We start from the raw sequence: 12,180 nt of genomic DNA on the forward strand, positions 1-12,180 counted from the left end.
CCGCTCCCGGCCCGCCACCCCCTACTGTTGCGGCTGCTGGGTGTCGCCGGCGCCGGTCCGCTTCTGCGCCTCGTCCACGCCCTTGTCCACCTGACCGGAGTACTTGTTGCCGGTGCGCTGGTCCACCTGGTCGCCGGCCTTCTCGAGGCCCTGGTCGACCTGCTTGTCGTGGTCGTCGGCGAAGTCCTTGGCCTTGTCCATGAAGCTCATCGCATGCTCCTCCGCTGGCTGTTCCCCCGGCGCATGCCCCGGACCGGCGGGGCTAAACGACGGCGCGGCCCCGGCGGCGCGCCGTCGGCAGCCTTGATCGCCTCGCGGTAGATCCCGTGGCCGTTGTCGGAGGTACCGAAGATCGGGGCGAGGCGGAGTACCGCGTCCTGGAAGCTGTCCCGGAGGCGCTCGACGGTCTCAGTGGGATCGCCCAGCGACATCACGGCGAGTTCGCGGTCCAGAGTCTCCCGGATGACGTCCGCGACCTGCACGAGAGATCGGGAAGCGAGCTCCGAGGCGGGTCGCCATCGGGCGGCCTGCCGCTCCTCCTCCTCGGCCTTCAGCGTCGCCAGGATCCCTCGCTGCGTCTCGATTCGTTCAGCAAGCAGAGCCCCGTCGATGAACCGCGGCGACGCCGGCGACGGCAGATCTCGGACAGCGAGCCGCGGGCGGCAGCCCGCCGAACCGCACGGCATGCTGGTGCCGTACATCGATTGAGGGAGTGAGATGACCCAGCAGCCTAGGGCTCTGGTGGTGCGCGGGGGTTGGGAGGGACATCAGCCGGTCAGGGCGACCGAGTTGTTCCTGCCGTTTCTCGAGCGGCACGGGTACGCGATCCGCGTCGAGGAGACGACCGAGGTCTACGCCGACGCCGGCGAGATGGGGCGCACCGACCTGATCGTGCAGTGCGTGACGATGTCGCAGATCGGTCGCGAGGAACTTGCCGGGTTGCGGGCGGCGGTCGCGGCCGGCGCCGGGTTCACCGGCTGGCACGGTGGCATCGCCGACTCGTTCCGGAACTCGTCCGACCATCTCCAGCTGATCGGCGGGCAGTTCGCCACCCACCCGAGCAAGGAACCGGGGCAGTGCGGCGGCGGGCAGGAGGACAACTACCTTCCGTACACCGTCAATCTCACCGCGCTGGGCCGCGAGCATCCGATCACCGCGGGCCTGGCCGACTTCGAGCTGGAGACCGAGCAGTACTGGGTGCTGCACGACGACCTGATCGACGTGCTCGCCACCACCACCCACCCGGTCCGGCCGTGGCACCCGTGGCACCGGCCGATCGTGTCGCCGGCGGTCTGGACCCGGCTGTGGGGAGCCGGCCGGATCGTGGTCACCACCCCGGGGCACAGCCTCGACGTCCTGGAGAACAGCAATGTCCGTACGGTCATCGAAAGGGGCATGGTGTGGGCGACCCGCACGGCATCGGCATCGTAGGGACCGGCTACATCTGCGGCGCGTACCTGGAGGTGCTCGCGACCAGCCCGGAGGTGCGGATCGCCGCGGTGGCCGACCTGGACGTCGCTCGGGCCGAGGCGGTGGCGGCCGGTCTGCCGGGCACCCGGGCGCTGCCGGTCGGCGGGCTGCTGGCCGATCCCGAGGTGCGCACGGTGCTCAACCTGACCATTCCGTCCGCGCATGCCGAGATTGCGCTCGCCGCCATAGCCAACGGCAAACAGGTGTACGGGGAGAAGCCGCTGGCCGCCGAGCTGGGGCCGGCCCGTGAGATCGTCGACCGGGCGGCCACGGCGGGGCTGTTGGTCGGCTGCGCACCGGACACCGTGCTGGGCACCGGCACCCAGACCGCGCGGCAGGCGATCGACGCGGGACTGATCGGGCGGCCGCTGGCGGCGTCCGCGGTGATGGTGACCGCGGGCCACGAGCGTTGGCATCCGAACCCGGACTTCTACTACGTGGCCGGCGGCGGCCCGCTGCTCGACATGGGTCCCTACTACCTGTCCGCGCTGGTGCAACTGCTCGGCCCGGTGCGCGCGGTGGTCGGCGCGGCCGGCCGGCTGCGGTCCGAGCGGGTGATCGGTTCGGGCCCGCGGGCGGGGGAGCGCATCCCGGTCGAGGTGGACACCCACGTGTCCGGCGTGCTCGAACACGCGAGCGGCGTGCTGTCCACGCTCACCACCAGCTTCGACGGGGTACGCACCACCGCGCAGCCGATCGAGGTGCACGGCGAGGCCGGCACGATCGCGGTGCCCGACCCCAACCGGTTCGACGGCGACGTCCGGGTGTTCGAGGCCGGCGCGACCGACTGGCGCGCCCTGCCGCCGTCCGCGGGATACGCCGGCGCCGGCCGCGGGATCGGCCTGCTCGACCTGGTAGCGGCCACCGCGGACCGCCCGCCCCGGGCCGGCGGCGACCTGGCGCTGCACGTGCTGGACGCGATGACCGGGCTGCTGCGCTCGGCCGCCGAGGGCCGCCGGATCGAGCTGAGCACCACGGTGGAGCGGCCGGCGCCCGTTCCCCTTTCCCAAAATTAGATGCACTAGTGAACCTTTCTCTGGGCACGGCCGTATCCACCGTCGATGCGTGCCGTGCTCCCGGGAGGTTTTGATGCTCCGTTCGTCACTCGCTCGACGCGCCGGCGCGGTGTTCGCCGGCGCCGCCGCCGTGCTGGCCGTGTTCGCCGCCCCGGCCGCGGCCGCGCCGGCGGTGCCGACCCAGCTGAACGCCGCCGACATGGCGCTGCTCAACGGCGTACGGCTGGCCGGTCTCTGGGAGATGCCGGCCGGGCAGATGGCCGCCGAGAAGGGCAGCTCCACCCGTGTGCGCGAGGTGGGCCGGGAGATCGCGAAGCAGCACGTCGCGCTGGACGAGCTGGTCACGGTCGCCGCCAACCAGCTGGGCGCGACCATCCCGGTCGACCCGACCGGGCAGCAGCAGGGCTGGCTCAAGGAGATGCAGAACGCGAAGGGCGTCCAGTTCGACCAGATCTTCGTGACCCGGCTGCGGGCCGCGCACGGCAAGATCTTCCCGGTGATCGGCGCGGTCCGCTCGGCCACCCGCAACCCGGTGATCCGCAAGCTGGCCGACGACGCCAACCGGTTCGTGCTGACCCACATGAGGCTGCTGGAGAGCACCGGCCTGGTCGAGTACGGGCAGCTGCCCCCGGCCGCCATGCCGCCCGCCGAGGACCTCTCCGCGATGGGTCTGGCGTCGGCAAACGCCGGCGTCGGCCCGCCGGTCAACCCGACCCTGCTGTGGTCGCTGCTGGTCGGCATGCTGGTGGTCGGCAGCTTCGCCACGTTCCGGTTGCTGCGCGGACGGTGATCCCGGCGGCACGGCGTGCCAGAGTGGAGCGGTGACAACGCAGACGACGCTGCCGGCGGGCGAGGACGAGGTGGTCGGCGCCCTGCTGGCGCTCAGCCGGGTCTTCGTCGGCGTGGCCGCCCGCTCCCTGGCCGAACTCGACGAGGACGTCACCCTGGCCCAGTTCCGCACGCTGGTGGTGCTGGGCGCCCGGGGCCCGCAGCGGATCGTCGACCTGGCCCAGGAGTTGTCGGTGACGTCGTCGACCGCGACCCGGATGTGCAACCGGCTGGTGCGTAAGGACCTGGTGGCCCGCGAGGAGCGCGCCGAGGACCGGCGGGCCGCCTGGATCACCCTCACCCCGACCGGCCGCGGCCTGGTCAGCGACGTGCTGGACCGCCGGCGCAAGGCCATCGCGACCCTGGTCGCCGACCTCACCATGACCCGGCCGCTGGCCTTCGCCGCGGTGGTCAACGCTCTGGTCGAAGCGGCCGGCGAGCCCACCGAGGCCGAGTGGCGGCGGCGCTGGCAGGAAAATTAGGTGTAGCAGTACACGCTTAGAGCACCGATCCGAACAGCCGCCGGGCCTGGTCGGCGCGCAGCGCGACGAACGTGCCGACCGCCTCGGCCAGCACCTCGTCCGGCTCGGCCACCGTGGTGATCCACCCGGTCGCGGTCACCCGGCGGCCCTCGACCGCGGTCACCTCGGCGGTCAGCCGCAGCTCGGTGAGCAGCGGCACCGGTTTCCGGTACGCGGTGTCCAGCTGCACGGTCATCCCCGGGTTGCCCGAGGCGCTCACCGCGTATCCCAGCATCTGGTCGAGCAGCATGGCGCTCACCCCGCCGTGCGCGTACGTCGGCGGTCCCTCGTACGCCATACCGAGGGTGCACCGGCCGACCGCGACGCCGTCCTCCTCGGCGATCCGCATCGGTGGCGCCAGCGCGCTGCCGGTGCCGGTCACCGGGTTGTACATCCGGATCCCGCCGAGCAGGTCGTCGGCGGCGGGCAGCACGCCGCGCTCGCGGACCCGCTCACCGAGCGGCGCGGCCACCCGGCGCACCCGCTCGGCGGCCGCCAGCAGCTCCACGGTCGGCGCCTCGGTGGTCGACGCGTACCCGATCAGTTGCCGCAGCGCCTCGCCCAGGTCGCTGATCGCCGCCCGCCGGTGCCGCAGGGCCGCCGCGGCGTCCTCGTCGACGGCACGCAGCCGGCGCCGCGGCACCGCGTCACGGTGCCAGGCGGTCGCATCACTATCGGTCACCGGGCGTTCTCCTTCAGGGTGTCGGCGCAACAGCATCAGGTTCTACCAACGTGCTCCGGAGGCGCCGTCACGGGCCTAGTGAATCTCATCACACTGCTATAACCTGTTCTAGTTCTGTGCGTCCGGCGGATGGGGATGGCATGGCGGTCACGGTGGAGTACGACGCGGTCGTGGTCGGTGCCGGTGCGGCTGGCATGGCCGGTGCGCTGGCGGCGGCCCGCAACGGGCTGCGCACGGTCGTCATCGAGAAGGCCGCGGTCTTCGGCGGCTCGGCGGCCCGCTCCGGTGCCGGCATCTGGGTGCCGAACAACGAGGTCCTGCTCGCGGCCGGCGTCCCCGACACCGCCGCCAAGGCCGGCACCTACCTGAGCGCCGTCGCGGGCGCCGGCGTACCGGCCGCGTTCCGGCAGTCCTTCCTGGCCAACGGCCCGCGGGCGATCTCGTTCCTGCTGCGCTGGACGCCGCTGCGGTTCCGCTGGATGGAGGGCTACTCGGACTACTATCCCGAGCTGCCCGGCGGCATGCCGAACGGCCGGTCGATCGAGCCGGCCGCGTTCGACGGCAACATCCTCGGCGCCGAACTCGCCAACCTCAACGCGCCCTACCTGGCCACCCCGGCTGGCACGGTGGTCTACACCACCGACTACAAGTGGCTGGCGCTGATCGCCCGGCACCCCAAGGGCCTCGCCACCGCCACCGAGATGACCTGGCGGTACCTGCAACTCGCCGCCCAGGGCCAGAAGCCGCTCACCATGGGCCAGGCGCTGGCCGGCGGCCTGCGGGCCGGCCTGCTCGCCGCGAACGTGCCGGTCTGGCTCAACACCCCGCTGGTCGACCTGATCGTCGAGGGCGGCCGGGTGGCCGGCGTGCGCGCGGTCCGCAACGGCCAGGAATACCTGATCCGGGCCCGGCGCGGGGTGCTGGTCGGCAGCGGCGGGTTCGAGCACAACGAGCGGATGCGCAAGCAGTACCAGGCCGAGCCGATCGGGGTGGACTGGACGGTCGGCACCGCGTCCAACACGGGCGACGGCATCGAGGCGGGCGAACGCGCCGGCGCCGCGCTCGGGCTGATGGACGACGCCTGGTGGGGACCGATGATCCCGCTGCCGGAGCCGGAGGGCCCGTACTTCTGCCTCTCCGAGCGCACGCTGCCCGGCAACATCTTCGTCAACCAGGCCGGCAAGCGGTTCGTCGACGAGGCCGCGCCGTACAGCGACGTCGTGCATGTCATGTACTCCAAGCACACCGCCGCGGTCCCGCACATACCGTGCTGGATGGTGACCGACCAGGAGTACCGCAACCGCTACCTGTTCAAGACCACGTCGCCGCTGCTGCCCTATCCGGATTCCTGGTACGCGAGCGGAGCCGTGCACCGGGACTGGACCATCGAGGGCCTGGCCACCCGGATCGGGGTGCCGGCCGCGGCGCTGCGGGCCACCATCGAACGCTTCAACGCCCAGGCCCGGGCCGGCCGGGACACCGACTTCGGCCGCGGCGACAGCGTTTACGACGCCTACTTCGCCGACCCCACCAACCGGCCCAGCCCGTGCCTCGCGCCGCTAGCCCTGCCGCCCTACTACGCGTTCAAGATCGTGCCCGGCGACCTGGGCACCAAGGGCGGCATGGTCACCGACGCCCGGGCCCGGGTGCTGCGCCCCGACGGCACGGTGATCCCCGGCCTGTACGCGGCCGGCAACGCCAGCGCCGCGGTGATGGGCCGCAGCTACGCCGGCGCCGGGTCGACCCTGGGGCCCGCCATGACCTTCGGCTACGTGGCCGGACTCGATCTCGCGACCGGTTGAGAGAAGCACCAGTCAAGGAGGAATGTCATGCCCAAGGTCAGTGTCTCCACCGAGACCAAAGCCGCACCCGAGCAGGTCTGGGCCGTGCTCACCGACCTGTCCCGCACGCCCGAGTGGAACGCCATGCACGAGGGCTTCACCGGCGACGTCCCGGCCACCGTGGGCGAGGGCTCCACCTACAAGCAGAAGGTCAAGCTGATGGGCATGCCCGCCGAGATGTCCTGGCGGGTCGTCACCGCGGACGCGCCGAAGCACTTCGAGCAGGCCGGCGACGGCCCGATGGGGGTCAAGGCCAAGAACCGCTTCCTGATCGAACCGACCGGCGAGGGCTCGCAGATCACGTACGAGATGGAATTCGCCGGGCCGGCCCTGAACGGACCGATGGCCGCCATGCTGGAGAAGCAGGCCGGCGCCTCGGCCAAGACCGCACTCGAGAAGCTCAGCGGCCTGCTGGGGTAGCCGCCTCGGCCTGGAGCAGCAGCCGGGTGGCCAGCTCGAGGTGGTTGACGACATCGTTCGCCGACGCCCGGCGGGTCACCCAGGCCACCAGGTTGGACAGCCACACGTCGCCGATCACCCGGGCCTTGGCGCGGTCGTCGGCGGTCGGTTCGCCGTCGTGCATGGCGCGGGTCACCATGTCCTCCATGGTGCGGGCCACCGCGTTGACCTCGCTGCTGGCCGACGGGTCGGCGAACATGAAGGCCCGGGTCATCGCCTCGGTGAGCAGCGGCTCGCGCTGCATGACCCGGGTCATCCGGCCGAGCACCGCGAGGGTCCGCTCGTACGGCGTGTCGCCGGTGATCGGCTTGCGGTCGAGCTTTTCCTGGATCGCCTCGAGCTCCAGCGACAGCGCGGAGACCAGCAGGTGGATCTTGGAAGGGAAGTACCGGTAGAGCGTGCCGAGCGCGACCTCGGCGCGTTCCGCGACCGTGCGCATCTGCACCGCGTCGTAGCCACCCTTGGACGCGAGCTGGAGCGTGGCCTCCAGGATCCGCCGCCGCCGATCGCGCTGCGCGGCCGAACCCTGCTCGGCGTCCGCACCGGTGAGTGCGGCCCGGCCGGTGCCACTGGTGGTATTCGTTCTCGCTGCTGCCATCGTTACCTCTCGCAAGGTCATCCGCGGTCGAGAGCCGCTTTTTCACTCGTTGTTCAAGGGTAGCAACGTTCTATTGCACACCTGTGTCACCCGTCGGTGGCGCCCAGGAAATGAAACATGTTCTAATCGGTCGGTGACCACTGCGGCGGAAACGGCGGCCGGGCCGGACTTCCGGCTGGACGAGGCGCAGGACACGATCGCCCGGCTGGCCGCCGAGGTGCTGTCCGGCGCGGCCGGCCAGCACCTCGACGGCCAGCCGGACCGGGCCTGGACGGCGTTGGGGCAGGCCGGGCTGCTCACCCTAGCGGTTCCGGAGGGCCTGGGCGGGGAGGGTCTCGGCCCGGCCGAGACCGCACTGGTGCTCACCGAGATCGGCCGGCGCGCGCTGCCGCTGCCGGCGCTGTCCACGCTGGCCCTGGGCGTGCTGCCGATCGCCCGCTGGGGCACCCCCGACCAGCAACGCGACCTCCTCGCCGACCTGGTCGAAGCCACCCCGAGCGCGGCCGAGCCGGGCGGGGGAGGCGCGGTCGCCGGCCGGGTGCTCACCGCCGCGGTCGCCGAGCCGGGCGCGCCGATGCCCGCCCACCCCACCGCGACTGCCACCAGGGACTGGCGGATCACCGGCCACGTGACCGGTGCGCCGGATGCCGAGCGCGCCCACCGCATCCTCATCCCGGTCCGCACGGCCGGCGACGGGCTCGCGGTCGTCGTGGTCGACCTGGCCGCGCCGGGCGTCACCGTCCGGCCCGGCTCGGTGCGCCTGGATGCGGCCGAGGCGGAGCCACTGGGTGGCGACACCACCGGCCGGGCGGTCGCCGACCTCTATCGCTTCGCGACGCTGGGTGCCTGTGCGCTCGGCGACGGCGCGCTGGCCGGGGCGCTCGACCTGACCGCCGGGCACGTGCGCACGAGGGAGCAGTTCGGCCGGCCGCTCGCCACCTTCCAGGCCGTCGCGCAGCAGATCGCCGACGTCTACGTCACCGCGCGCACCCTGCACCTGGCCGTGCAGGCCGCGTCCTGGGCGCTGGGCGCCGGCCGGGACGCCGACGCCGACCTCGCCGTCGCCGCGCAGTGGTTCACCGCCGAGGCGCCGCCGGCCGTGCGCACCTGTCACCACCTGCACGGCGGGCTGGGCCTCACCGCGGACTATCCGCTGCACCGGCACAGTTCCCTCATCCGCGACCTGGTCCGGTTCCTCGGTGGCAGCGAGCACTGCCTGCAGCGGCTGGGAGGGCACGTTGTTCATCGATCTCACTGAGGAGCAGCACGCGCTCCGGGCGCGCCTGCGCGCGTACCTCCACAACCTGCTCACCCAGGAGCAACGCGCCGCACTCCAGCGTGAGCGGCACGGCGCCGCGCATCGCGACCTGGTGGCCCGGCTCGGCCAGGACGGCTGGCTCGGCCTCGGATTCCCGGCCAAGTACGGCGGGAGCGGCGACGGTCCGGTCGAGCAACAGATCTTCGTGAACGAGGCGGCGCGGGCCGACGTGCCGCTGCCCGCGGTGACCCTGCAGACGGTGGCGCCCACGCTGCTCGCGCACGGCACCGACGAGCAGCGCGAGTTCTTCCTGCCGCGGATCCTGGCCGGCGAGTTGCACTTCGCGATCGGGTACACCGAACCGGAGGCCGGCACCGACCTGGCCGCACTGCGCACCCGGGCGGTCCGGGACGGCGACGAATACGTGGTGAACGGCCAGAAGACCTTCACCACCGGCGCGCACGACGCCGACTACCTGTGGCTGGCCTGCCGCACCGACCCGGACGCCGCCCGGCACCGCGGCCTGTCGATCCTGATCGTGGACACCGGCGATCCGGGCTACGCGTGGACGCCGATCATCACCTGCGACGGCGCGCACCACGTCAACGCCACCTATCTTACGGATGTACGGGTGCCGGTCAGCCGGCGGGTCGGCCCGGAGAACGGCGGCTGGAAACTGCTGACCACCCAGCTCAACCACGAGCGCGTGATGCTCGGGCCGGCCGGCCGACTCGGTGCCGTCTACGACCGGGTGCACGCCTGGGCCACCGCGGCCGGCGTGCTCGACCGGCCGGACGTGCGGCGCTCGCTGGCCCGCGCCTACGCCACGCTGCGGGTCAACGAGCTGCTCAACTGGCAGGTGTCCGGCGCCGAACCGCCACCCGCGGACGCCTCGGCCACCAAGGTCTTCGCCTCCGAGCGGTTGTTGCGCCTCGGCCAGGAACTGGAGGAGATGGTGGCCCGCTACGGCGACCCGGACGGCGACCTGCTCGCCTGGCTCGACCTGCAGGCCAAGCGCAACCTGGTGCTCACGTTCGGCGGCGGCGTCAACGAGATCCAGCGGGAGATCATCGCGGCCGCGGGCCTCGGCCTGCCCCGGGTGCCGAGGTAGGGAGGCCGGGATGGACCCGATCAGGCAGGCGGCGGCCCGGCTGACCGGCGAGTCGGCGCCGCGCGCCGGGCGCGACCCGGTCAACCGGCCGATGATCCGCAGCTGGCTGGAGGCGATCGGCGACGCCAACCCGCGCTACGAGCGCGACGGCACCGCGCCGCCCGCGATGATCCAGGTGTGGACCATGCGCGGCCTGCACCCGGCCGCCGACCCGGCCGACCCGCTGCGGGTCATGTCGGAGGTCCTCGACCAGGCCGGCTACACGTCCGTGGTGGCCACCAACTGCGAGCAGACCTACCACCGCTACCTGCGCGAGGGCGAGGAGGTCGCGGTCCGCAGCCGCCTGGTCGAGGTGACCGGTCCCAAGCGGACGGCGCTCGGCGAGGGCTGGTTCGTCACCACCGAGAGCACCTGGTACGCCGGCGCCGAACCGGTCGCCACCATGATGTTCCGGGTTCTCAAGTTCAAACCGGCCGACCGCCCCCTGGCCCGGCCACCGCAGACCCCGGACACCGCGTTCTTCTGGGCCGGCACCCGCCGGGGCGAGCTGCGCATCCAGAGCTGCGGCGAGTGCGGGGCGCTGCGGCATCCGCCGGGTCCGGCCTGCCCGGCCTGCGGCGCCACCAAACCGGCTCACGTGCTGGCGGCCGGGACCGGGGTGATTCACAGCTTCGTGGTGCATCACCATCCGCCGCTGCCGGGGGTTGCGCTTCCCGCGGTGGTCGCGCTGGTCGACCTCGATGAGGGGGTACGCATGGTAGGTGCGTTACGGGGTGCCGAGCCGGCCGAGGTACGCATCGGCGCCGCGGTCCGGGTGGAGTTCGTGCGGGTCGACAACGAGCTGACCCTGCCCGCGTGGCGGCTCGCATGAGCACCGAACTGCCGCCGTGGACCCTCGAGGTCTCCCCGACGCTGATCGTCAGCACCGCGCTGGCCACCCGCGACTTCCAGGACGTGCACCACGACCGGGACGCGGCCGTGCGTCGCGGCAGCCAGGACATCTTCCTCAACATCCTGACCACCACCGGGCTGGTGCAGCGCTACGTGACCGACTGGGCCGGGCCGCGGGCGGTGGTGCACGGCATCGCGATCCGGCTGGGCGCACCCTGCCACGCCTACGACACCCTCACCTTCACCGGCCGGGTCACCTCGGCCGCCGAGGGCGGCGAGTGGGTGGTCGCGGTGGCCGGGCACACCGCCGGCGGCGAGCACGTCTCGGGCACCGTACGGGTGACGCCGTGATCGCCCGGACCGCGGCGATCGCGGGCATCGGAGCCACCGAGTTCTCCAAGGACTCCGGCCGCAGCGAACTCCGGCTCGCGGTCGAGGCCGTCCGGGCCGCGCTCGACGACGCCGGCCTGTCCGCGGCCGACGTGCGGGGCCTGGTCACGTTCACGATGGACCAGAACGCCGAGATCGAGGTGGCCCGCGAACTGGGCATCGGCGAGCTGACCTTCCTGAGCCGGATCAGCTACGGCGGGGGAGCGGCGTGCGCGGTCGTCCAGCAGGCGGTGCTCGCGGTGGCGGCCGGCCTGGCGGAGGTGGTCGTCTGCTACCGGGCCATGAACGAGCGCTCCGGCCGCCGCTTCGGCCAGGCCACCACGCCGCCCGGGGTGGATGCCGGCTGGCACTACCCGATGGGCCTGGCCACGCCCGCGGCCCAGGTCGCCATGGTGGCCCGGCGCTACCTGCACGACTACGGTGCCACCACCGAGGACCTGGGCCGGATCGCGGTGGCCGGCCGCCGGCACGCCGCCACCAATCCGCAGGCCTGGTTCTACGGCCGCCCGATCACGCTCGACGACCATCGGGCGTCCCGCTGGATCGCCGAGCCGCTGCGCCTGCTGGACTGCTGCCAGGAGAGCGACGGCGCGGTGGCCGTGGTGGTGACGTCGGCGGCCCGGGCCCGCGACCTGCGCCGCCCACCGGCCGTGATCGCGGCCGCGGCCCAGGGCAGCGGCCCCGGCCAGTTCGTGATGACCAGCTACTACCGCGACGACATCGCGGCCCTGCCGGAGATGGGCGTGGTGGCCCGGCAACTGTGGGAGCAGTCCGGTTTCACCCCCGCCGACGTGCGCACCGCCGTGCTGTACGACCACTTCACCCCCTATGTGCTCCTGCAGTTGGAGGAACTTGGCTTCTGCGGCCGGGGCGAGGCGAGACACCTGATCGCGGACGGCGGCATCGAACTCGGCGGCCACCTGCCGGTGAACCCGCACGGCGGCCAGCTGGGCGAGGCCTACATCCACGGCATGAACGGCATAGCCGAGGCGGTGCGCCAGATCCGAGGCACCGCCGCAAACCAGATCAAAGGCGACGGCCCGGTCCTGGTAACGGCCGGCACCGGCGTCCCGACGAGCGGCCTGCTCCTCACCCGCGGTTGATCAGCCGAACGG

The 12,180-nt window shown here is 72.6% G+C and carries 15 protein-coding genes; 11 read left to right on the forward strand and 4 right to left on the reverse strand.

The window, feature by feature from the left end:
- Positions 1 to 21: 21 nt before the first annotated feature.
- Both Ari01nite_RS08845 and Ari01nite_RS08850 read right to left on the reverse strand, forming a co-directional pair.
- A complete protein-coding gene (locus tag Ari01nite_RS08845) occupies positions 22 to 210 on the reverse strand; it encodes an antitoxin (protein WP_203780626.1) in 189 nt (62 codons plus the stop codon).
- Complete coding sequence (locus Ari01nite_RS08850; RefSeq protein WP_203780627.1) at positions 207 to 701, reverse strand: hypothetical protein; 495 nt, start codon at positions 699 to 701, stop codon at positions 207 to 209. The genes Ari01nite_RS08845 and Ari01nite_RS08850 overlap by 4 nt, the downstream gene beginning before the upstream one ends.
- A gap of 16 nt (positions 702 to 717) precedes the next feature.
- Here Ari01nite_RS08850 and Ari01nite_RS08855 point away from each other — a divergent pair, with 16 nt between their 5' ends.
- The 4 genes from Ari01nite_RS08855 to Ari01nite_RS08870 all read left to right on the forward strand — a co-directional run bounded on the left by Ari01nite_RS08855 (position 718) and on the right by Ari01nite_RS08870 (position 3,796).
- On the forward strand, positions 718 to 1,431 hold the full coding sequence (locus tag Ari01nite_RS08855) for a ThuA domain-containing protein (RefSeq protein WP_203780628.1): 714 nt from the start codon (positions 718 to 720) through the stop codon (positions 1,429 to 1,431).
- Positions 1,401 to 2,486: a Gfo/Idh/MocA family protein gene (locus tag Ari01nite_RS08860; protein ID WP_203780629.1), complete on the forward strand. Its 1,086-nt coding sequence runs from the start codon at positions 1,401 to 1,403 to the stop codon at positions 2,484 to 2,486. The genes Ari01nite_RS08855 and Ari01nite_RS08860 overlap by 31 nt, the downstream gene beginning before the upstream one ends.
- 73 nt (positions 2,487 to 2,559) lie before the next feature.
- Positions 2,560 to 3,276, forward strand: coding sequence for a DUF4142 domain-containing protein (locus tag Ari01nite_RS08865; protein WP_203780630.1), 717 nt, complete (start codon positions 2,560 to 2,562; stop codon positions 3,274 to 3,276).
- Positions 3,277 to 3,307: 31 nt separating this feature from the next.
- On the forward strand, positions 3,308 to 3,796 hold the full coding sequence (locus Ari01nite_RS08870) for a MarR family winged helix-turn-helix transcriptional regulator (RefSeq protein WP_239162592.1): 489 nt from the start codon (positions 3,308 to 3,310) through the stop codon (positions 3,794 to 3,796).
- 16 nt (positions 3,797 to 3,812) lie between these two features.
- Here Ari01nite_RS08870 and Ari01nite_RS08875 read toward each other — a convergent pair whose 3' ends face one another.
- Positions 3,813 to 4,478 (reverse strand): PaaI family thioesterase, encoded by a 666-nt coding sequence (locus Ari01nite_RS08875; protein WP_239162600.1) that lies wholly within the window; start codon positions 4,476 to 4,478, stop codon positions 3,813 to 3,815.
- A gap of 179 nt (positions 4,479 to 4,657) precedes the next feature.
- Between Ari01nite_RS08875 and kstD the strand changes: the two genes are divergently transcribed.
- Positions 4,658 to 6,319: a 3-oxosteroid 1-dehydrogenase gene (kstD, locus tag Ari01nite_RS08880; RefSeq protein WP_203780632.1), complete on the forward strand. Its 1,662-nt coding sequence runs from the start codon at positions 4,658 to 4,660 to the stop codon at positions 6,317 to 6,319.
- A gap of 27 nt (positions 6,320 to 6,346) precedes the next feature.
- Positions 6,347 to 6,778: a type II toxin-antitoxin system Rv0910 family toxin gene (locus Ari01nite_RS08885; RefSeq protein WP_203780633.1), complete on the forward strand. Its 432-nt coding sequence runs from the start codon at positions 6,347 to 6,349 to the stop codon at positions 6,776 to 6,778.
- Here Ari01nite_RS08885 and kstR read toward each other — a convergent pair.
- Positions 6,759 to 7,415 (reverse strand): cholesterol catabolism transcriptional regulator KstR, encoded by a 657-nt coding sequence (gene kstR / locus Ari01nite_RS08890; RefSeq protein ID WP_203780634.1) that lies wholly within the window; start codon positions 7,413 to 7,415, stop codon positions 6,759 to 6,761. The genes Ari01nite_RS08885 and kstR overlap by 20 nt on opposite strands.
- A gap of 133 nt (positions 7,416 to 7,548) precedes the next feature.
- Between kstR and Ari01nite_RS08895 the strand changes: the two genes are divergently transcribed.
- From Ari01nite_RS08895 to Ari01nite_RS08915, 5 genes are read left to right on the forward strand one after another with little or no spacing between them, the layout of a single operon-like run.
- Positions 7,549 to 8,673: an acyl-CoA dehydrogenase family protein gene (locus tag Ari01nite_RS08895; RefSeq protein WP_203780635.1), complete on the forward strand. Its 1,125-nt coding sequence runs from the start codon at positions 7,549 to 7,551 to the stop codon at positions 8,671 to 8,673.
- The gene (locus Ari01nite_RS08900; RefSeq protein ID WP_203780686.1) at positions 8,654 to 9,784 is read left to right on the forward strand and encodes an acyl-CoA dehydrogenase family protein; all 1,131 of its coding nucleotides are present in this window, start codon (positions 8,654 to 8,656) and stop codon (positions 9,782 to 9,784) included. The genes Ari01nite_RS08895 and Ari01nite_RS08900 overlap by 20 nt, the downstream gene beginning before the upstream one ends.
- Before the next feature lie 10 nt (positions 9,785 to 9,794).
- Positions 9,795 to 10,655: a bifunctional MaoC family dehydratase N-terminal/OB-fold nucleic acid binding domain-containing protein gene (locus Ari01nite_RS08905; protein WP_203780636.1), complete on the forward strand. Its 861-nt coding sequence runs from the start codon at positions 9,795 to 9,797 to the stop codon at positions 10,653 to 10,655.
- A complete protein-coding gene (locus Ari01nite_RS08910) occupies positions 10,652 to 11,026 on the forward strand; it encodes a hotdog family protein (RefSeq protein ID WP_203780637.1) in 375 nt (124 codons plus the stop codon). The genes Ari01nite_RS08905 and Ari01nite_RS08910 overlap by 4 nt, the downstream gene beginning before the upstream one ends.
- Entirely contained in the window at positions 11,023 to 12,168 is a 1,146-nt protein-coding gene (locus tag Ari01nite_RS08915) for a lipid-transfer protein (RefSeq protein WP_203780638.1), read from the forward strand. The genes Ari01nite_RS08910 and Ari01nite_RS08915 overlap by 4 nt, the downstream gene beginning before the upstream one ends.
- Positions 12,169 to 12,180 lie beyond the last annotated feature (12 nt).

It is taken from the genome of Paractinoplanes rishiriensis (assembly GCF_016862375.1).
GTDB lineage: Bacteria > Actinomycetota > Actinomycetes > Mycobacteriales > Micromonosporaceae > Actinoplanes > Actinoplanes rishiriensis.